The 19,892-nt window shown below is 54.0% G+C and carries 20 protein-coding genes; 9 read left to right on the top strand and 11 right to left on the bottom strand.

The window, feature by feature from the left end; translation table 11 throughout:
• The first annotated feature begins 161 nt into the window (after positions 1 to 161).
• Both fumB and fumC read left to right on the top strand, forming a co-directional pair.
• Positions 162 to 1,808 carry a class I fumarate hydratase gene (gene fumB, locus CKO_RS06930; protein ID WP_012132495.1) on the top strand — a complete coding sequence of 549 codons (1,647 nt, stop codon included), beginning with the start codon at positions 162 to 164 and terminating at the stop codon, positions 1,806 to 1,808.
• Between the two features lie 159 nt (positions 1,809 to 1,967).
• Positions 1,968 to 3,371 carry a class II fumarate hydratase gene (gene fumC, locus CKO_RS06925; protein ID WP_024130357.1) on the top strand — a complete coding sequence of 468 codons (1,404 nt, stop codon included), beginning with the start codon at positions 1,968 to 1,970 and terminating at the stop codon, positions 3,369 to 3,371.
• On the opposite strand, the gene tus is transcribed toward fumC, so the two are convergent.
• From tus to rstA, 3 genes are all read right to left on the bottom strand, one after another.
• Positions 3,368 to 4,297 (bottom strand): DNA replication terminus site-binding protein, encoded by a 930-nt coding sequence (gene tus / locus CKO_RS06920; protein ID WP_012132493.1) that lies wholly within the window; start codon positions 4,295 to 4,297, stop codon positions 3,368 to 3,370. The two genes, fumC and tus, sit on opposite strands and share 4 nt — an antisense overlap.
• 97 nt (positions 4,298 to 4,394) lie before the next feature.
• Positions 4,395 to 5,696, bottom strand: coding sequence for a two-component system sensor histidine kinase RstB (rstB, locus tag CKO_RS06915; RefSeq protein WP_012132492.1), 1,302 nt, complete (start codon positions 5,694 to 5,696; stop codon positions 4,395 to 4,397).
• A 12-nt stretch (positions 5,697 to 5,708) separates the two neighbouring features.
• Positions 5,709 to 6,443 (bottom strand): two-component system response regulator RstA, encoded by a 735-nt coding sequence (gene rstA / locus CKO_RS06910; RefSeq protein ID WP_024130356.1) that lies wholly within the window; start codon positions 6,441 to 6,443, stop codon positions 5,709 to 5,711.
• 127 nt (positions 6,444 to 6,570) lie between these two features.
• On the opposite strand from rstA, the gene CKO_RS06905 reads away from it, so the two are divergent.
• On the top strand, positions 6,571 to 6,906 hold the full coding sequence (locus CKO_RS06905) for a GlpM family protein (protein ID WP_012132490.1): 336 nt from the start codon (positions 6,571 to 6,573) through the stop codon (positions 6,904 to 6,906).
• On the opposite strand, the gene folM is transcribed toward CKO_RS06905, so the two are convergent.
• The 3 genes from folM to ydgH all read right to left on the bottom strand — a co-directional run bounded on the left by folM (position 6,903) and on the right by ydgH (position 10,278).
• Positions 6,903 to 7,625: a dihydromonapterin reductase gene (gene folM / locus CKO_RS06900; RefSeq protein ID WP_024130355.1), complete on the bottom strand. Its 723-nt coding sequence runs from the start codon at positions 7,623 to 7,625 to the stop codon at positions 6,903 to 6,905. The genes CKO_RS06905 and folM overlap by 4 nt on opposite strands.
• A gap of 36 nt (positions 7,626 to 7,661) precedes the next feature.
• Complete coding sequence (locus tag CKO_RS06895) at positions 7,662 to 9,044, bottom strand: amino acid permease (RefSeq protein ID WP_012132487.1); 1,383 nt, start codon at positions 9,042 to 9,044, stop codon at positions 7,662 to 7,664.
• A 289-nt stretch (positions 9,045 to 9,333) separates the two neighbouring features.
• On the bottom strand, positions 9,334 to 10,278 hold the full coding sequence (ydgH, locus tag CKO_RS06890; RefSeq protein WP_012132486.1) for a DUF1471 family protein YdgH: 945 nt from the start codon (positions 10,276 to 10,278) through the stop codon (positions 9,334 to 9,336).
• A 525-nt stretch (positions 10,279 to 10,803) separates the two neighbouring features.
• Here ydgH and pntA point away from each other — a divergent pair.
• Complete coding sequence (pntA, locus tag CKO_RS06885; protein WP_024130353.1) at positions 10,804 to 12,333, top strand: Re/Si-specific NAD(P)(+) transhydrogenase subunit alpha; 1,530 nt, start codon at positions 10,804 to 10,806, stop codon at positions 12,331 to 12,333.
• Positions 12,334 to 12,343: 10 nt separating this feature from the next.
• Complete coding sequence (gene pntB / locus CKO_RS06880; protein ID WP_012132483.1) at positions 12,344 to 13,732, top strand: Re/Si-specific NAD(P)(+) transhydrogenase subunit beta; 1,389 nt, start codon at positions 12,344 to 12,346, stop codon at positions 13,730 to 13,732.
• Between the two features lie 60 nt (positions 13,733 to 13,792).
• Here pntB and CKO_RS06875 read toward each other — a convergent pair whose 3' ends face one another.
• Positions 13,793 to 14,827: an AI-2E family transporter gene (locus CKO_RS06875; protein WP_024130352.1), complete on the bottom strand. Its 1,035-nt coding sequence runs from the start codon at positions 14,825 to 14,827 to the stop codon at positions 13,793 to 13,795.
• Positions 14,828 to 14,963: 136 nt separating this feature from the next.
• Between CKO_RS06875 and CKO_RS23795 the strand changes: the two genes are divergently transcribed.
• The 3 genes from CKO_RS23795 (at position 14,964) to mdtI (ending at position 15,927) form a co-directional block, all read left to right on the top strand.
• Entirely contained in the window at positions 14,964 to 15,137 is a 174-nt protein-coding gene (locus tag CKO_RS23795) for a protein YdgV (protein ID WP_012132481.1), read from the top strand.
• Between the two features lie 111 nt (positions 15,138 to 15,248).
• On the top strand, positions 15,249 to 15,611 hold the full coding sequence (gene mdtJ / locus CKO_RS06870; RefSeq protein ID WP_012132479.1) for a multidrug/spermidine efflux SMR transporter subunit MdtJ: 363 nt from the start codon (positions 15,249 to 15,251) through the stop codon (positions 15,609 to 15,611).
• The gene (gene mdtI, locus CKO_RS06865; RefSeq protein WP_012132478.1) at positions 15,598 to 15,927 is read left to right on the top strand and encodes a multidrug/spermidine efflux SMR transporter subunit MdtI; all 330 of its coding nucleotides are present in this window, start codon (positions 15,598 to 15,600) and stop codon (positions 15,925 to 15,927) included. Before mdtJ ends, mdtI begins: the two co-directional genes overlap by 14 nt.
• Positions 15,928 to 15,972: 45 nt before the next feature.
• On the opposite strand, the gene CKO_RS06860 is transcribed toward mdtI, so the two are convergent.
• From CKO_RS06860 to CKO_RS06850, 4 genes are all read right to left on the bottom strand, one after another.
• Positions 15,973 to 16,791, bottom strand: a complete 819-nt coding sequence (locus tag CKO_RS06860) for a trypsin-like serine peptidase (protein ID WP_012132477.1) — start codon at positions 16,789 to 16,791, stop codon at positions 15,973 to 15,975.
• A gap of 101 nt (positions 16,792 to 16,892) precedes the next feature.
• Entirely contained in the window at positions 16,893 to 16,973 is an 81-nt protein-coding gene (gene ydgU, locus CKO_RS23855) for a small membrane protein YdgU (protein WP_455549893.1), read from the bottom strand.
• An 88-nt stretch (positions 16,974 to 17,061) separates the two neighbouring features.
• Complete coding sequence (gene asr, locus CKO_RS06855; protein WP_012132474.1) at positions 17,062 to 17,310, bottom strand: acid resistance repetitive basic protein Asr; 249 nt, start codon at positions 17,308 to 17,310, stop codon at positions 17,062 to 17,064.
• Positions 17,311 to 17,470: 160 nt separating this feature from the next.
• Positions 17,471 to 18,961 carry a carboxypeptidase M32 gene (locus tag CKO_RS06850; RefSeq protein ID WP_024130351.1) on the bottom strand — a complete coding sequence of 497 codons (1,491 nt, stop codon included), beginning with the start codon at positions 18,959 to 18,961 and terminating at the stop codon, positions 17,471 to 17,473.
• A gap of 175 nt (positions 18,962 to 19,136) precedes the next feature.
• On the opposite strand from CKO_RS06850, the gene CKO_RS06845 reads away from it, so the two are divergent.
• On the top strand, positions 19,137 to 19,826 hold the full coding sequence (locus CKO_RS06845) for a CPBP family intramembrane glutamic endopeptidase (protein WP_012132472.1): 690 nt from the start codon (positions 19,137 to 19,139) through the stop codon (positions 19,824 to 19,826).
• The last annotated feature ends 66 nt before the right edge of the window (positions 19,827 to 19,892 follow it).

Genomic DNA, 19,892 nt, shown 5'->3' with positions numbered 1-19,892 from the left:
TTGTTAAAAAATTGTGTAGGATAGTGTAACTCGCTTTTTACACCCTGACGCATTCGGGTTGCAGGACAATAACATGTCTGCCGCTGGAGGCGTGACGGGTAAGCAGGGCAATGGAACATCTGCCCAGAGAATAACCAGACCGAGCAGTAAGTGAGAGAACAATGTCGAACAAACCCTTCCATTATCAGGCTCCTTTTCCCCTCAAAAAGGACGATACCGAATATTACCTGCTGACCAGTGAACACGTTTCCGTTGCCGAATTTGAAGGGCAGGAAGTGCTTAAGGTCGCTCCTGAAGCGCTGACGCTGATGGCGCGTCAGGCATTCCACGATGCTTCCTTTATGCTGCGCCCTGCGCATCAACAGCAGGTCGCTGATATCCTGCGCGACCCGGACGCCAGTGAAAACGATAAATATGTCGCGCTGCAATTCCTGCGCAACTCGGACATTGCCGCAAAAGGGATTTTACCAACCTGCCAGGACACTGGTACGGCCATTATCGTTGGTAAAAAAGGCCAGCGCGTCTGGACTGGCGGCGGTGATGAGGCTGCGCTGGCGCGCGGCGTTTATAACACTTACATCGAAGATAACCTGCGCTATTCGCAAAATGCTCCGCTGGATATGTATAAAGAGGTCAATACCGGCACCAACCTGCCCGCGCAGATTGATCTCTACAGCGTTGATGGCGATGAATACAAATTCCTGTGTATCGCCAAAGGCGGCGGTTCCGCCAACAAAACCTATCTGTATCAGGAAACCAAAGCGCTGCTGACGCCGGGCAAACTGAAAAATTACCTGGTCGATAAAATGCGCACTCTGGGGACGGCGGCCTGTCCTCCGTATCACATCGCCTTCGTGATCGGCGGGACGTCGGCGGAAGCAACGCTGAAAACGGTTAAGCTGGCCTCCGCAAAATACTATGACGAACTGCCGACGGAAGGGAACGAACACGGTCAGGCATTCCGCGACGTGGAACTGGAAAAAGAGTTGCTGACGGAAGCGCAGAATCTCGGGTTAGGCGCCCAGTTTGGCGGTAAATATTTTGCCCATGATATCCGCGTCATTCGTTTACCGCGTCACGGCGCGTCCTGTCCGGTCGGGATGGGCGTCTCCTGCTCTGCGGATCGCAACATTAAAGCGAAGATCAACCGCAAAGGTATCTGGATCGAGAAACTGGAACATAATCCGGGTAAATATATTCCTGAAGAATTGCGCCAGGCAGGCGAAGGCGAGGCGGTTCGCGTTGACCTCAATCAGCCAATGAAAGCGATCCTGCAACAGTTGTCGCAGTATCCGGTTTCGACTCGTCTGTCGCTGAACGGGACGATTATTGTGGGGCGTGATATCGCGCACGCCAAACTGAAAGAACGGATGGACCGTGGCGAAGGGTTGCCGCAGTATGTTAAAGATCATCCGATCTACTACGCGGGGCCGGCAAAAACGCCTGAAGGATACGCGTCCGGTTCGCTGGGGCCAACGACCGCAGGACGTATGGACTCTTACGTCGATCAGCTTCAGTCGCAGGGCGGCAGTATGATTATGCTGGCCAAAGGCAACCGTAGCCAACAGGTGACCGATGCCTGCCATAAACACGGCGGTTTCTATCTGGGCAGCATTGGCGGGCCTGCCGCCGTGCTGGCGCAGGGCAGCATCAGGAGTCTGGAATGCGTGGAATACCCTGAACTGGGGATGGAAGCGATCTGGAAAATTGAAGTGGAAGATTTTCCGGCCTTTATCCTGGTGGATGACAAAGGCAATGATTTCTTCCAGCAAATTCAGACTTCGCAGTGCACGCGCTGCGTAAAGTAAGATAATAAGAAGGTACATTTGCAGGCCGGGTAAGGCGCTGTGCCGCCCGGCATTTCAGAAGCGCACAAAGCGCCATGCAGTATTTATGAAGCAATCAATACTTAATCCTGACAGGTGTGTGAGCATGTCCTCAACTTCATTGTTAACAAGGAGAAAGTAATGACGACGGTACGCTGCGAGAAAGATTCGATGGGCGGGATTGATGTTCCGGCAGATAAACTTTGGGGAGCGCAAACCCAACGATCGCTGGAGCATTTTCGTATCTCCACGGAGAAAATGCCCGTCTCGCTGATCCATGCGCTGGCGCTGACCAAGCGTGCGGCAGCCAAAGTTAACGAGGACTTAGGGCTGCTGTCGGCGGAAAAAGCCTCCGCCATTATGCAGGCGGCTGATGAAGTGCTGGCCGATAAACATCCCGACGAATTTCCGCTGGCGATCTGGCAGACCGGGTCGGGCACGCAAAGCAACATGAACATGAACGAAGTGCTGGCGAACCGCGCGAGCGAACTGCTGGGCGGCGTTCGCGGCATGGAGCGCAAAGTTCACCCGAACGATGACGTCAATAAAAGCCAAAGTTCGAACGACGTCTTCCCAACCGCGATGCACGTTGCGGCGCTGCTGGCGCTACGCAAGCATCTCATCCCGCAGCTTAATGTCCTGACCGATACGCTGTGCAAAAAGTCCCATGCGTTTGCCGACATTGTGAAAATTGGCCGCACGCACTTGCAGGATGCGACGCCGCTGACGCTCGGTCAGGAAATTTCCGGCTGGGTGGCGATGCTGGAGCACAATCTCAAACATATTGAAAATAGCCTGCCGCATGTGGCGGAGCTGGCGCTGGGCGGTACGGCGGTGGGCACAGGGTTGAACACCCATCCTGAATATGCCCGCCGCGTGGCGGATGAGCTGGCGGTGATCACCTGCGCGCCATTTGTGACGGCGCCGAACAAGTTTGAAGCGCTGGCGACCTGTGATGCGCTGGTTCATGCGCACGGCGCGCTAAAAGGGCTGGCGGCGTCGCTGATGAAAATCGCCAATGACGTTCGCTGGCTGGCCTCTGGCCCTCGATGCGGCATTGGTGAAATTGCCATTCCTGAGAACGAGCCGGGCAGTTCGATTATGCCAGGTAAAGTGAACCCGACCCAGTGCGAGGCGCTGACCATGCTCTGCTGTCAGGTGATGGGCAACGATGTGGCTATCAATATGGGCGGGGCGTCGGGAAATTTCGAGCTTAACGTCTATCGCCCGATGGTTATCCATAATTTCCTGCAATCGGTACGCCTGCTGGCGGATGGGATGGAAAGCTTTAATGCGCACTGTGCGGTCGGTATTGAGCCAAACCGTGAGCGTATTAATCAACTGCTCAATGAATCGCTGATGCTGGTCACCGCGCTCAACACGCACATCGGCTATGACAAAGCGGCGGAGATCGCCAAAAAAGCGCACAAGGAAGGGCTGACCTTAAAAGCCTCCGCCCTGGCGCTGGGGTATCTCACTGAAGCCGAGTTTGATAGCTGGGTGCGCCCGGAACTGATGGTGGGCAGCATGAAGCCAGGCCGTTAATCCGCCACATACAGGTGCAACCGGGGGATGATAAGTCGCAACGGTTGCGCCTGAGGCTTAAAGCGGTGCTGAACATTGTCCGCATCGTAATTCAGTAGTTCGCCGATATCCGGCACGGTCATGCCTTTATCGGTATTGATCAGCGCGATAAGCGGCGTCGGGCAGGCGTGCTGAACCTGTTTCTGCTGCCCTTTGTACCAGACGCGGGCAATCGGCTGTACCTTCACCGGTCTTTTAATCTTCAGCCGCGCCTGTTGCGGCAGGGCGGCGATATCCTGATATTCGCGCTCCAGCCTGGCCTGCCACTCTTCGCGCGTCCAGGGATGCACGCTGCGCGGCGTGTTCAGGCTTTTCTCCAGTTGTGCCAGCACCTCATCCCGGCGCAGATTCTTAATAATGTGCTTGTTGGCCCAGCCAAAGCGGAGGGTGGCGGGATTCTTGATCACCGTTAACGCGCGGTAGGCATTCAACGTGATAAGACCGGGCAGATGGCGATGCACCCACTCAAAACGCGCCGCTGACGGCAATCCTGATTCCACCGTCACAATACGCTCAAATGTCGTTTTTAACTGATTGATGTGCTGGATCTGGTTTTCCAGCGCGGCCTGCGTGGCATCATCAACCTGATAGCACAATACGCCGGGCAGGCGAACCGCCGCTTTGCTGCTGCGATTTTCAGACTGTTGCTGAATAAACAGGTGGCGATAGTGGCGCAGCGCCAGCGATTCGGCCTCTTTTCCCAGATGCTGCTCCACCGCAATGGTCGCCAGAGGGTTGTGCTCCGCCTCTTTGGTCACTTCGGGGAGGGAGAAGACGCGGGCAATCAGCAGCGGTTGCTGTTCGAGATTTTCTGTCAGGGTTGCCAGGGCGTGTTCTGTCTGGCGAAAAGTACCATTCAGGCGTTCGACAAGATCGTAACGGGCCATATCACCACCATTTCAGTGTCGCAGAAAGAAGGAAATTAGTTACAACATACTTACTGTATATCACATCATACCCGCCCTGACCATCGTGCGCTATCCGTCAGGCAGGGGGAAATTCGGGGATGTTGTGCCAGACGGGCCAGTTGAAGGTGAATCTGGCGCCGCCCAGTTCACTTTCGCGACAGTTTACCGTTCCACCCATCGCCAGGGCGATGGAGCGCACGATGGCTAATCCCAGCCCGCAGCCTCCGGTAGCGCGGTCGCGGCTGGGATCGAGGCGCACAAAGGGTTCGAACACATGTTCGCGCGCGTCTGGCGCGATGCCGGGGCCGTCGTCTTCAACAATCAGGGTCGCCTGATTGCCGCTTAACAACAGGCTGGCCTGAACGGTGGAATGGGAATAACGCAGCGCGTTATTGAGCAGATTATCCAGCACACGCTCCATTAGCCGCATATCCAGCGCGCCGTAATCGCCAGGCGTAAGCTGGCTGAGCCGCACCGTGCGCCCGGGGTTGACGCTCTGTACGTCTTCCAGGTGGCTTGCCAGCCACACGGGGAGGTCGGGAACGGTGAGCGTTAACGCAGTCTGCGGCCTGTCCAGCCGCGCATAGGTCAGTAACTCTTCGATTAACGCTTCCAGTTGGCCGATATCGCGATTCAGCGCCTGCGACTCCTGTGCGCTGAGATTTTCACTCATCTCCAGCCGGTAACGCAGACGCACCAGCGGTGTACGCAGTTCGTGGGCGATGCCGTCAATAAGCTGTTTTTTACTGGCGATCAGCGCGTTGATGTTATCTGCCATCTGGTTAAAGGCAATGCCGAGACGTTCAAAACTGGAACCGTTGTCAAAGTGAAGGCGCTCTGCGAGGTGCCCTTCGCCAAAACGCTGAGCGGCGGCCTCCAGGCGCAGCATCTCCTGCCAGTGCGGGCGCATCCAGATAAACACTGGAAAGGCGAGGGAGATGGCGATAAAGGCCATCAGCGCGATATCCAGTAGCCGCATCTGGTGAAGAAAATAGAGATAAGGGACCGGCCCGACGGCCAGCACGTAATGGCTGCGGGGGATGCGCTGGATAAACGTATACTGATCGTCCAGCGCGACGATGTCGCCTTCGCGCAGCCGCTGTGTGGTAAGCGCGTCGAGTTTGTATTTATTGAGCGGCTCTACGCGCAAATCGAAAGAGAGATTAAGATCCATCTCTTTGAGGGTTTTCCCCCAGTCGCGCGGAGGGATCTCCCGCAATTCGCTGCGCATTAAATACAGCGAGCTTTTCATCAAATCATCCAGCGACTGTCTGCCTGCGCGTTCTGCGGTGAACTTATACACCAGCCCGACCAACAGGGTCATGACCAGAAAGCAGACAAACAGCAGCAGATAAAACTGAACGAACAGTTTTTTCATTGATGCACCCGGTTAATCACGCTGACTCTCTTCCCACGCATGGGGGGCAAACAGATACCCTTTGTTGCGAACCGTTTTGATTCGATAGGGCTCGGTGGCGTTATCCTGCAATTTCTTACGCAGCCTTGAGATAGCGACATCCACGCTGCGGTCCATGCCGTCGTAGCTGACGCCGCGCAAGTTTTTCAGCAGCGCGTCGCGATCCATAATCTGCCCGGCATGGGTTGCCAGTTCCCAGAGTAATTCGAAATCGGCGGTGGAAAGCGAAACCGGTTCGCCGGAGAGCGCGACTGAACGATTGACCGGGTCAATAATCAACGCGCCAAAACGCAGCGTTTTATGCGGGGTCATTGCCGTATCCTGAATGCCTTTTGCCTGCGCGGTGAGTTCATTCTGCCGTAAATGCAGGCGCAGACGAGCGAGGAGCACGGCAGGGGGCGTGGTTTTCAGGATGTAGTCACAGGCGCCCATTTCCAGCGCCAGGATGTGGTTCATGTCGCTGTCCAGCGAGGTCAGCAGGACAATCGGCCCTTGCCAGCGGCCTCGCAAATCGCGGCAAATGGTCATACCGTCTTTGCCCGGCAGCATGATATCCAGTAACACCAGCTCGGGTTGCGTGCGAAGGATCGTCTCTTCAGCCAGATCGCCGCGAGGTTCAATCAGCACCTCAATATCGTGTTTCGCCAGATAAGCGGCAATCAGCGAGCCAACTTCAGGGTCATCCTCAACAAATACGATGGTGTTCATAACGTTCATTACGCGGAGAAAACGCCAACATACACCGCCTCCGTTTTCCCTTCCATTAATCTTTTCTAAACGAGAGCGCTTCCGTTATGCTACAGCCTCAATGTTATTGATGTGTTAAGGCATCGAAATGGGACTCGTGATAAAAGCCGCACTGGGTGCGCTGGTGGTGGTATTGATTGGTTTGCTGGCAAAAACAAAAAATTACTATATCGCCGGATTAATTCCGCTTTTTCCGACATTTGCACTGATTGCCCACTATATTGTCGCCAGCGAGCGCGGAATTGACGCGTTACGCACGACCATTGTATTCAGTATGTGGTCGATCATCCCTTATTTTGTCTACCTCGCCACGCTTTGGTATTTCACCGGTTTTCTGCGTTTGCCCGTTGCGCTCGGCGGGGCGGTGGTGTGCTGGGGCCTGAGCGCATGGCTGCTGATATTTTGCTGGATCAAATTGCATTAACGCAGGTGCCGGCCGCCATCCACGGCGAAACTGCGGCCGGTAACGAAGCAGCTGGTGAGAAGGTAATCCACCAGGTCGATTACCTCTTTCTCGCCGGGCGCTGTCTTCATCAGGGATTTATTGAGCGCCTGCTGACGGTACTCGGCGTCGTCGTTTTCGTTAAACAGGATCAGCGACGGGGCGATGGCGTTGACTTTCACTTCCGGGGCCAGTTTGCGGGCAAAGGAGCGGGTCATATTATCCAGCGCTGCTTTACTGGCGGCATAGGCGATGTGTTTGTCGCTGCCGCGTTCCACAACATAGTCCGTAAAATGGATGATATCGGTGGCCGCATGTCCGTGGCCGCGCAACAGTCTTTCCAGCGCATGGTTTAACAGATAGGGCGTATTGACGTGAATCTGCATCATGCATGCCAGCACGTCAGAGAGCGGGGTGCCAGGCGCCTCGGCCATCCAGGCGCTGGCGTTATGCAAAATAGCCCGCAGGCCTGGCGTATGGGTCTTTATCTTCTCAGCAAATGCCAGGACGCCGTCATCGGTGGAAAAATCGGCCTGAATGCACAGCGCGCCCGCTTGCGTCAGGCCGTCGATGGCTGGATAGTGCGTCCGGTAGCTGACAATCACCGGCTGTTTTTGATTGAGAAAGTGCCACGCGATCGCGAGGCCGATGCGGCGGCCTCCTCCCGTGATAAGGATGGGCAAGGGCTGGTTTTTACCCATTGTAGTCTCCTTTGGCATCAAACAATGGGGCGACGATTACCCCACCAACATCCACGTAGCCGGAACAGCGGCGATGAGTAGCAGACCGATCAACATCACTTCCTGACGATTCAGGACATTATCGTGCGTATGCGTCTTGCGTGCGTAGAGGAAAACTAACAATCCCGGCGCATACAGCACCACCGACAGCAACAGGTGCATCGGGCCGGACGCATACAATAACCATAAGCCATAAATGCAGGCCCCGACACCTACCGCCTGATGAAGAGGGCGCGCGGCGATTTTCAGCAGGAACGCGCCGACCAGGAAATAGGGTACCAGAATCATCTCTGAAGCAATCGTCAACAGCGTGTTGTAATCCGAACCTGTGAGCCAGATCAGCACCAGGCAGATCTGAACGCACGCGTTGGTGAGCCACAGCGAAGCCGATGGCGCGCCTTGCGCATTCTGGCGGGCGAAAATGCGTGGGAAGGCTTTATGCGTTGAGGCCAGAAACGGCACTTCTGCCGCCATAATGGTCCAGCTCAGATAAGCGCCGCAGACTGAAACGATAAGACCCGCCGCGATAATGATTTCGCCCCACGGCCCCATCATTTTCACCATCAAACCCGCCATTGACGGATTGCGAATCTCCGCCAGTTCCGGGCGGGCGACGACGCCTAAAGAGAGCAGCGTCACCAGCAGGTAGACGCCCAATGCGGCGAGAACCGCCAGCAGCGTCGCACGTCCGACATCACGCTTATTTCTCGCCCGGGCGGAGACGACAACCGCGCCTTCCACGCCGATAAACACCCACAGCGTGATGAGCATCGTGTTTTTAACCTGCTCCCAGACGGGAACGCCCAGCGCCAGACCGGTGAAATCCAGGCTGAACGTATCGAGCTTAAACATGATGATAGCCAGGACGATGAATAACCCCAGCGGCAACAGCTTCGCCAGCGTCGCGACCAGGTTGATGCTGGCGGCGGTTTGCACACCGCGCAGCACCAGGAAGTGCACCACCCAAAGCAGCACCGACGCGCCGATGATGGACTGCCAGGTGTTGCCGTCGCCAAACAGGCGGAGTTCCGGCGTATCGGTAAAGAAGCTCAGGGCAGAAAAAACGATAACCAGATAAGAGACGTTGGCGATAACGGCACAGAGCCAGTATCCCCAGGCGGAGCAGAAACCGATCAGTTCGCCGAAACCTTCGCGCGCGTAGGTGAAAATCCCGCCATCCAGTTCCGGGCGAACGCGCGTCAGGATCAGCATAGCGAAAGCCAGTAGCAGTATCCCGACGCCCGTAATCGCCCAGCCAATCAGCAGCGCTGCCGGGCTGGCCACCGCTGCCATGTTCTGTGGCAGACTAAACACACCTGCGCCAAGCATTGAGCTTAAAACCAGCGCGGTCAGCGCGCTCAGTCCCAGTTTCTTTTCCATCGGTATCCAGTTATAAAAACGAGAGTGGGAGAATAATTATTTTGGCAAAACGCATAAAAATGGTGAAAGCCACTAAGGCGCGGGATTTTACGGAGAGAAGAGACCGCATGCAATGATCTCTGAAACATTTGTGACTAAAAATGCTAAAGGTGGGTAGATTTCACATAGGGCAGCATCGTATTGGCGCCTGATGGCGCTACGCTCATCAGGCCTACTAACACGTAGGCCGGATAAGATGCCTGGTCTCGCCATCAGGCGTTATGACAACACCGGATGGCGGGAGCGTACTTTACTTATACAGGTCGGCGCTGATCGTCATGTTGTTACCACGTTCCTGCCACTGGCGGGTGATGTGATAATATTTCGCGCCTTTCTTCGCCGCACGCTTGGCAACCTGGTAGGAGACTTCCGTCATGTTGCCGTAGTTGCCGGTGAATTTGATGCTGTCAAACGGCACCATCATCGCAGCGGTCGCTTTGTTCAGCTCTTCGACTTTCGTTCCGTCAGGCAGAGTGACAGTGTAACGTCCACCTTTTGAGGATTGCGTTTCGAAGAAGCGTCCGACTTCAGCGCTTGGAGAAGCGGTCGTCGCGACGCCCGGAATCTCCACTTTCTTCGCCGCTTCACCGCCGGCGGCCAGCGCTGCGCGACCCGCATCGGAATCAGCAGGAATAACGTCCGGGCTCTGGACAACGCGTTTCTTCGCATCTTCTTTATAGATAAACGCGGTAATACGCTGGTTGCCGCCCTGGTTGGCATCGACCTGACGCACAATGTAGAACGAGTAGGCGCCTTTCGCTTTTGCAGCTTTGGTGATGGCGTCATTCACTTCCGGCTGGCTACGGTAGAAACCCTGCACCGTTACGGTGTCGTAAGGTTCCAGCAGCACGGCCTGATCTTTCGGTAATTCGACGATACCGTTAATTACACGGTTTTGAGGCGCGTCGGATTTTGGCGCGTCTGATTTATAAACGTCAGCCACGACACGCCAGTTACCGCTGTTGCCAAAATCGGACGTATCAACAACATAAAAAGAGGCTGCACCTTCTTTATCTGCGCGGCGGGATACGGCATTTACCGCATCGCCAATGGCATTAAAACGCCCGGTGACCACAATGCGGTCATAAGGTTTTAGTGCTGCCGCTTGCTCCGGCGTCAGTTCTGTCGCTGCATTTACGGAAAAAGCAGTCGCAGAAAGCAGTGCGGACGCCAGGAGAGTGTTCTTAAGCTTCATAAAAATAATCCTTCGCCTTGCGCAAACCAGGTACTGGTATTGTTATTGACTAGAAACGTGGCTGATTATTGCATTTAAACCCTGCAAATGTCTGCGTCATTTTTCACTCATCGTACCGCCTGAAGTGACAAGAATGATAACATTTGGTGATATGTCTAAAAAACAGGCGCTTGACCGGCAAAACTGATAAAGCATACGCATTTTATAAGTTAATTTAATGTTAAACGATTGAATGTCGATGGCGCTAAATCATGTTTTGCCGCTTCGCTTGAGCGAATTATCGGTCACTGAAGGCGATTTCAAGGTCATTATTCCTGTTTGTGGGCTGAATCGTTCATATTTTGCAAATTTCATAATAAATACTGTTTTTTGGCGCTAGATCACAGGCGCTATTTTCAGTAGGTTATAGAGAGTTTGTTACTGTTTTATTTTTCCGGGGTAGCACTTACCTCTTACGCAGGCGTGCGTATGCATCCTGCGATCACTGACAAACCATCATCAAAAAAACCGATGGAAGGGAACATTATGCGAATTGGCATACCAAAAGAGCGGTTAACCAATGAAACCCGAGTCGCAGCAACGCCAAAAACGGTTGAGCAACTGCTGAAACTGGGTTTTACCGTCGCGGTTGAAAGCGGCGCGGGTCAACTGGCAAGTTTTGACGATAAGGCATTTACAGAAGCGGGCGCAGAAATTGTAGAGGGAAATGCGGTCTGGCAGTCAGAGATCATCCTGAAGGTCAATGCGCCGGAAGACGATGAAATTCCTTTACTGAATGCGGGCACGACGCTGGTGAGTTTCCTCTGGCCGGCGCAGAATCCTGAGCTATTGCAAAAACTCGCGGAACGCAATGTAACCGTGATGGCGATGGATTCCGTGCCGCGTATTTCGCGCGCGCAGTCGCTGGATGCCCTGAGCTCAATGGCCAACATCGCCGGTTATCGCGCGATTGTGGAAGCCGCACATGAATTCGGTCGTTTCTTTACCGGGCAAATTACCGCTGCGGGCAAAGTGCCGCCAGCGAAAGTGATGGTGATTGGCGCGGGCGTCGCAGGTCTGGCGGCCATTGGCGCGGCAAACAGCCTTGGCGCCATTGTACGTGCGTTTGATACCCGTCCAGAGGTAAAAGAGCAGGTTCAGAGTATGGGCGCTGAATTCCTCGAACTGGATTTTAAAGAGGAAGCGGGCAGCGGCGATGGCTATGCCAAAGTGATGTCCGAAGCGTTTATTAAAGCGGAAATGGAACTCTTTGCCGCGCAGGCGAAAGAGGTCGATATTATCGTCACGACCGCGCTAATCCCGGGTAAACCTGCGCCGACGCTGATCACGCGCGAGATGGTTGATTCCATGAAGTCCGGCAGCGTGATTGTCGATCTGGCCGCGCAAAACGGCGGTAACTGTGAATACACCGTCGCCGGTCAGGTGAGCACGACCGACAATGGCGTGAAGGTTATCGGTTACACCGATCTGCCGGGCCGTCTGCCGACGCAATCCTCCCAGCTTTACGGCACCAACCTGGTCAACTTGCTCAAACTGCTGTGCAAAGAGAAAGACGGCAATATCGACGTCGACTTTGACGACGTGGTTGTGCGCGGCGTAACGGTCGTGCGTGACGGTGAAATTACCTGGCCCGCGCCGCCGATTCAGGTGTCTGCTCAGCCGCAGGCTGCGCCGCAAGCGGCTCCTGCGCCGAAAGAAGCGGAAAAACCGGCTTCACCGTGGCGTAAATATGCGCTGATGGCGCTGGCGATCATTCTGTTTGGCTGGCTGGCTGACGTGGCACCGAAAGAGTTCCTCGGCCACTTCACCGTTTTCGCACTTGCTTGCGTGGTGGGTTACTACGTGGTGTGGAACGTTTCGCACGCGCTGCATACGCCGTTGATGTCTGTGACTAACGCCATCTCAGGGATTATTGTTGTCGGGGCATTGTTACAGATTGGCCAGGGAGGCTGGGTGAGTTTCCTGAGCTTTATCGCGGTGCTTATCGCCAGCATTAATATTTTCGGTGGCTTCACCGTGACTCAGCGTATGCTGAAAATGTTCAGGAAAAACTAAGGGGTAACACATGTCTGGAGGATTAGTTACAGCTGCATACATTGTTGCCGCGATCCTGTTTATCTTCAGTCTGGCCGGGCTCTCTAAGCATGAGACGTCCCGACAGGGTAACAACTTTGGTATCGCCGGGATGGCGATTGCGCTGGTGGCGACGATCTTCGGCCCGGATACCGGCAACGTTGCCTGGATTCTGGTGGCGATGATTATCGGTGGGGCGATCGGTATCCGTCTGGCGAAACGCGTTGAAATGACCGAAATGCCGGAGCTGGTGGCGATTCTGCACAGCTTTGTCGGCCTGGCGGCGGTGCTGGTGGGCTTTAACAGCTACCTGTACCACGAGGCGGGTCTGGAACCGATTCTGGTGAATATTCACCTGACGGAAGTGTTCCTCGGCATCTTCATTGGCGCGGTTACCTTCACCGGTTCCGTGGTGGCGTTTGGCAAGCTGTGCGGTAAGATTTCGTCCAAACCGCTGATGCTGCCGAATCGTCACAAAATGAACCTGGCGGCGCTGGTGGTTTCTTTCCTGCTGCTGGTGGTGTTTGTACGTACCGAAAGCGTTGGCTTGCAGGTTCTGGCGCTGCTGGTGATGACCATTATTGCGCTGGCTTTCGGCTGGCACCTGGTGGCGTCCATTGGCGGGGCGGATATGCCGGTTGTGGTATCCATGCTGAACTCCTATTCCGGCTGGGCAGCGGCGGCGGCGGGCTTTATGCTGGGTAACGACCTGCTGATCGTCACCGGCGCGCTGGTCGGTTCTTCGGGTGCGATTCTGTCTTACATCATGTGTAAGGCGATGAACCGCTCTTTCATCAGCGTTATCGCGGGTGGTTTCGGCAGCGATGGATCTTCTACTGGTGACGATCAGGTCGCGGGCGAGCACCGTGAGATCACGGCGGAAGATACGGCTGACATGCTGAAAAATTCGCACTCGGTCATCATTACCCCTGGCTATGGCATGGCGGTTGCGCAGGCGCAGTACCCGGTGGCGGAAATCACCGAGAAACTGCGCGCGCGCGGTATCAAGGTACGTTTTGGCATCCACCCGGTTGCGGGGCGCTTGCCTGGTCACATGAACGTACTGCTGGCGGAAGCGAAAGTGCCATATGACATCGTGCTGGAAATGGACGAAATCAACGACGACTTCGCTGACACCGATACGGTGCTGGTTATCGGCGCGAACGACACGGTGAACCCGGCGGCGCAGGACGATCCGCGTAGCCCGATTGCCGGTATGCCGGTTCTGGAAGTCTGGAAAGCGCAAAACGTTATCGTGTTTAAACGCTCGATGAATACCGGCTATGCCGGGGTGCAGAACCCGCTGTTCTTTAAAGACAACACGCATATGCTGTTTGGCGATGCGAAAGCCAGCGTGGATGCGATTCTGAAAGCGCTTTAATCTTTACTGGCGCAAGTCATAAAACGGCCTCTCAGGAGGCCGTTTTTGCATCTGAAGAGATCAGGTTTTATTCAAGTCACTGAGCAGGACGGCAATGCTTTGCCCGCCGGAGGTTTGCTCCAGCGCGATCTTAACGATGATCGTCAACGGTACGGAAAGCAGCATGCCGACAGGGCCTAATAACCACCCCCAGAAGATCAGGGAGAGAAAAACCACCAGCGTGGAAAGGCCCAATCCACGCCCCATGATGCGGGGCTCAAGGATGTTCCCGAACACCAGATTGATAATCAGATACCCCGTCAGCACCACCAGCGCGTCATAAAGACCGCTGAACACCAGAACCTGCGCAATAGGCGGGATTGCGGCCAGAACCGAGCCAATATTGGGGATATAGTTAAGTGCGAAAGCCAGCAGTCCCCAGACGAATGCGAAACGAACTTCCAGCAGCGCCAGCATTCCCCAGACCACAACGCCCGTGATAATGCTGATCGCCGTTTTCAGCACCAGATAATGCGACACGCTGTCGATTGCGCGCTGAATCGCGGCCATACCTTCAACCGGCCTGGCCATCATCTGCTGGAGTTTACCGGGCAATTGCGGAACTTCCAGCAGCATAAAGACCACGGTTAACAAGAGCAGGAAAATGGATGACATGGCGTTAGACAGCTGCGCCAGCAAATTTGTCACCAGCGTCATGGCGGCGTTAGGGTCGATATATTTTACCAGCTCATCCACCGAGACGCCGATACCCAGGCGCTGTAGCCACGGTTCAATGTTTTTCAGCGGCACAACCAATGATGAGCGGTATTGTGGCAGCGTGCGGGCTAACTCATTTAGCGATGTGCCGAGATAGGCCAGCAGCAACACCATGCCCATCACGATAATCCCGATCAGTATCGATACGGCCAAAACCCGCGGGATGCGGAGCCTGACCATGCGCTGCACCAGCGGACTCAGTACCACCGCAATAAATAACGCCAGAATAAACGGCACAATAATATCGGCAGAGAAGCGAATACCGGTGAGAATGATGACCAGCATTCCCAGCATGATTACGAGTTTCAGGCCGTTAAGCGTGATGATCGGTTTTGCCATGATAATTCCTGAATTTTTGTTCTTACTCTTTATAATAATGTGATTTTTGTCGGGCTGTGCTAACAAAAATCAAACGGCGCGGGTAAAGAAGTGAAAAGGTTTTGAGTTAATTCTAAGGCTGTGGTACAAATCAGACGTGTTTAACTACCGAGGACAATTTTCATCCGCGATGACGAGAAGCAACACTGCGGATAATTGTAATATTATGGACAATATGTTCAGGACGTTTTTTTCTACACAGACCGTACTTCTTCGCACTTCTTCCTCTTTCCTGCTTGCTGGTGAGCAGCACTGGCGCAACGCGCTTTAGTCCCTTACTTCTGCCTGATCTGGCGTTATGCGCCTGGCTAATTCATTTTATTTTTTGGTTTGCTGCATACAGCAGGCCCGAAGGACTATATTCTCAAGCAGGAGAAGCACCATGTTTTACTGGATTTTATTAGCCCTTGCCATTGCGGCTGAAATTACCGGAACGCTGTCGATGAAATGGGCAAGCGTAAGCAATGGCAACACGGGTTTTATTTTAATGCTGGTCATGATTACGCTGTCGTATATTTTTCTCTCTTTTGCCGTAAAAAAAATTGCGCTTGGCGTGGCGTATGCCTTGTGGGAAGGCATCGGTATTTTATTTATTACGCTGTTTAGCGTGCTGTTATTTGACGAAGCCTTATCGGCCATGAAAATTGCGGGTCTGGTTACGCTGGTATTCGGGATCGCGCTGATTAAATCGGGTACGCGCAAGCCAGTAAATGCCGCGAAGGAGGCGACGCATGCCGCAGTTTGAGTGGGTTCATGCCGCGTGGCTGGCGATGGCGATCGTTCTGGAAATCGTCGCTAACGTGTTCCTGAAGTTTTCTGACGGCTTTCGTCGCAAGTTCTATGGCATTCTGTCGCTGGCCGCGGTGCTGGCGGCCTTCAGCGCGCTCTCTCAGGCGGTGAAAGGCATTGATCTTTCGGTGGCATATGCGTTGTGGGGCGGATTTGGTATCGCCGCCACGCTGGCAGCCGGGTGGGTGCTTTTTGGACAGCGTCTGAACAACAAAGGCTGGGTAGGCGTGGTATTGCTGCTTATCGGCATGATCATGATAAAACTGGCCTGACAGCTATGCTGCCCGTTACGGCGGGCAGCGCACGGGAACCATCATCTATTCCTGAGCCAGCGCTTCCAGCTTGTCGCGAAAGCCGGTGACGGAAATCGCGCGGTTGTCAGCCCGCCAGCGATCTTTTGCCGCCGGAGCGGAACTTTGCACGCCAATCAACTGCCAGCCAGCGTCGGTATGCAGCATTAACGGAGAACCGCTGTCGCCGGGCAGCGTGTCGCACTGGTGAGAGAGCACCGCGTTTTGCGCCCAGCCGGTAATCAGGCAATCCTGATGCGAGTAAAGCGTATCAAGATGATCTTCCGGGTAACCTGACTGCGTCACTTTGCGGTCGGCGGTTTTCAGGGCAGCGGTTAGCGCGGCTTTATCGCCTTCAAATAAGGGCAGTGGGGTAATGCCGGACGGCGGATAACGCAACACAATCAAACCAAAATCCCACGGCGCGGCGGCCGGAGGGACAATCCAGCCATCGCCATCAGGCTTTAAGCTCTTTCCCAGCGACGGATCGACCCGACCTTCAATACCGTGAATTTCATAACGCCAGAGACCTTTTTGCGATACGAAACGCAAAGCCACGGCTTTATCTGGCTTCCCTTTCGGCGGCGTTAACAAGCAGTGTCCGGCGGTGAGCGCCAGATGAGATGAAATGAGCGTGGCGGTACACAGGTTGCCGCTGGCGGTTTCCAGTTGACCAATAGCGTCCCACGGCGACTGCGTCGGATCTTCAACCTTGACCCGATCGTCATGGTCAAAAAATAACGTTTTGGCTTCACGGGTATCCGTGGTGGTATCAGCCTCATCCGCATGAGCAACGACAGGGGAAAGACAAATTACGCCCAGTAATACCGCAATGGTTTTATGCATATCACACTCTGTGTGGGTAATTATGATTATTAAAAGCAAACCCTCAGTGAATACTATAGACGTGACGGCAGGAAAGTGGGAGTAAAATCAGATAACTACATTCAGGAAATATAAAAATGCGTGGCAATAAGGGCGCATAATATAAGCATGGTGAGAATCAACTCAAAGCGGTAACGAAACACGTTAACCCTCCGAAGAAACGGCGCTAAACCCGATGATTTAGCGCCGTGTGTTATGGCGCGGGGGAGCGCCATAGAACTCGCCAGTGCCTTATGCCGCCGGTTTAGCCGCAGTATGTTTTACCGCTTTTTTGGTGTGTTTTTTCGCTGCCTGCGCTTTTTGTTCAGGCGCTTTCTGAGCCGCTGCTTTGTGGTGTTTTTTGTGATGCGTGGTTTTTGCCGGTGCGGTTTTAGCGGGTGCCGCAGCCGGAGCCGTCGTGGACGTTGCCGTTTCAGCAGCAAATGCAGCAGAAGACAGACCCATAGCAGCGGCAACAACCAGAGCTAATACTTTTTTCATTCTGATACCCTCGATTTGGTTTTTTATTCAACCCCACTGCGGGGCCGGTGAAATCACTATATCGCTGTAAATCGAGGGCTTCCGTGAGTCATTGGTATCGGTGTGTAACGGTATGTACAACCGGCCCGACAGATTGACGCTATCGGGCAAACAAGAGACATCATGACAAATAGCGTGATTCCAGATGCGCCCGGAAGTAACGGCTGCTCAACGGTTCTCCGGTGGCCTGAGCGATCAGCTGCGCGGTAGTAAAGCGACTGCCGTGCTGCCAGATATTTTGTCGCAGCCAGTCAAACAAGGCGCTGAGATCGCCTTGCGCAATCTGATTATGCAGATCCGGCAATGCGCGACGGGCAGCGCTAAACAGCTGTGCGGCATACATGGCGCCCAGCGTATAAGACGGGAAGTAGCCAAAGCCGCCGTCGGTCCAGTGGATGTCCTGCATACAGCCGTTACGGTAATCTCCCACGGTTGACAGCCCCAGCCAGGCCTGCATTTTTTCATCCCACAGCGCGGGAATATCATCCACTTCGATGTCGCCGTTAATCAGCGCCTGTTCAATGTCATAGCGCAAGATAACATGGGCAGGATAACTCACTTCGTCGGCATCCACGCGGATAAAGCCCGGTTTCACCCGCTGATTCCAGGCAATGAAATTCGCTTCTTCAAAAGCGGGCTGATCGCCAAAGTGACGTTTAACGGCGGGAATGAGCCGTTTAAGGAACGCCGTGCTGCGACCCAGTTGCATCTCGAAAAACAGACTCTGGGATTCATGGATGGCCGTGGAGCGGGCAAATGCGATCGGCTGACCCTGCCAGGCGTGGGGCAGATTCTGTTCATAGCGGGCGTGCCCCGTTTCGTGGATCACGCCAAAGAGCGCGCTGAGTAATTCATTTTCATCATAGCGCGTGGTGATGCGCACATCTTCCGGCACGCCGCCGCAGAAGGGGTGGGCGCTGATGTCCAGCCGACCGGCGTTAAAATCAAACCCTAACTGCGACATGGTTTCCAGTCCCAGTTCACGCTGTAGCGCCGTCGGGAACGGGCCGACCGGCGCAATCAGCGGCTGATGCGACTGTTTTGACACCGCGCGGTTTAACAGATCGGGAAGCCAGGTTTTGACATCCGCAAACAGAACATCCAGTTGGGCGCTGGTCATATCGGGCTCAAAAATATCCAGCAGGGCATCGTAGGGCGAACATCCTTTAGCTTCGGCGCGAAGTTTTGCCTCTTCACGGCTGTATTTCACAACCTCTTTCAGATTCTGCGCAAATCCTTGCCAGTCATTCGCCGGACGCTGACTCCGCCATGCGTGTTCACACCGGCTCCCCGCCAGTGATTTCGCCTCCACCAGTGACTCAGGCAGCAGGGCCGCCTGATGGTGCCGCCTCGCCATTTCACGCAGGTTCGCCTGCTCAACATCGTTCAAATCTTCCTGCCCGGCGGCGGCTATCCACTGCGCAACCTTCGGGTCAGTCAGTAACTGATGTTCCAGCACGTTCAGCTCGGCCAGCGCTTCGCCTCGCGCGGTGCTTCCACCGGGAGGCATCATGGTGAACATATCCCAACTGGCGATAGCGGAGAGATGCGAAAAGCGGGAGAGGCGCTGGAAAGTGCGGGTGAGTTGTTGGTAGTGGCTCTTGTTGGACATTGTTGTGTTCCCGTCGTGTTCTGCGAATGTGAGGAGTTTACCCTGATTCATACATGTTTATGCGCTGATGGCAACGATGGCAGAAATGTTGGTAGGTTGTAAGTGATAATGATACTTCTTATCATAAATGGCGGTGTCGTGAAGCACACTGGTGAAATATTAACAGGGAACAGGGATGCAACAGGAAATCGATAACGCCTATATTGTCAGGACAAAAGCAGTGTCAGGCTGCTTTTCTATGTTTATGCTGATGTTTGGTATTACATTTACGCCACTGTTTTTTACCCGCAGTGCGCAATTAATGGAAAGTGGGTTACTTTTACCGCTGATGTTTGTGCTGGAATTTCTTATTCTGGTCCCGCTGTATTATCTCTTTTTTAGAAAAAGAGACGGTCTGGGAAAAGGCACATTGAGTGCAAAGTGGTTTGTTATTTTGTTTGGCGCCATTCTGATCATCCAGTTTCTTTTACCTGCTATGTTGGGGATGAGAAAAACAGAAGCGTGGGTCATGACGCAGGTTTCATTGCATAACTACGCTTTCTGGCTGACCAACCTGTCACTGATTTTCCTCGTCCCGGTCTACGAGGAAATCGTCTTCAGAGGGTGTCTGTTCAACGCATTTCAGTACTGGTTCAATGATAAGGTGTGGGCGACGTCGCTTGTCGTTTCAACGCTGTTTGCGCTGATGCATACGCAGTACGCCGATATCAGAACATTATTGATGTTATTTTTAATATCGCAGGTGCTTATTGTCGCCAGAGTCAAATCTAAAGGGTTATTAATGCCTGTTACCCTGCATATATTAATGAATGCGACGGTGATCGGGATACAATATGGCGTTCAGGTCTTATTATCCTCCGGGTGATATTTACGGCATTCGGAAACGATATCGTCAGTGTTGCCCACCATTACAGGTAGTTTTATCTTCCGG

The organism is Citrobacter koseri ATCC BAA-895, assembly GCF_000018045.1.
GTDB lineage: Bacteria > Pseudomonadota > Gammaproteobacteria > Enterobacterales > Enterobacteriaceae > Citrobacter_B > Citrobacter_B koseri.
Note: the sequence above shows the minus strand (reverse complement) of the source record. Positions and strands in the feature narration are given on the sequence as shown.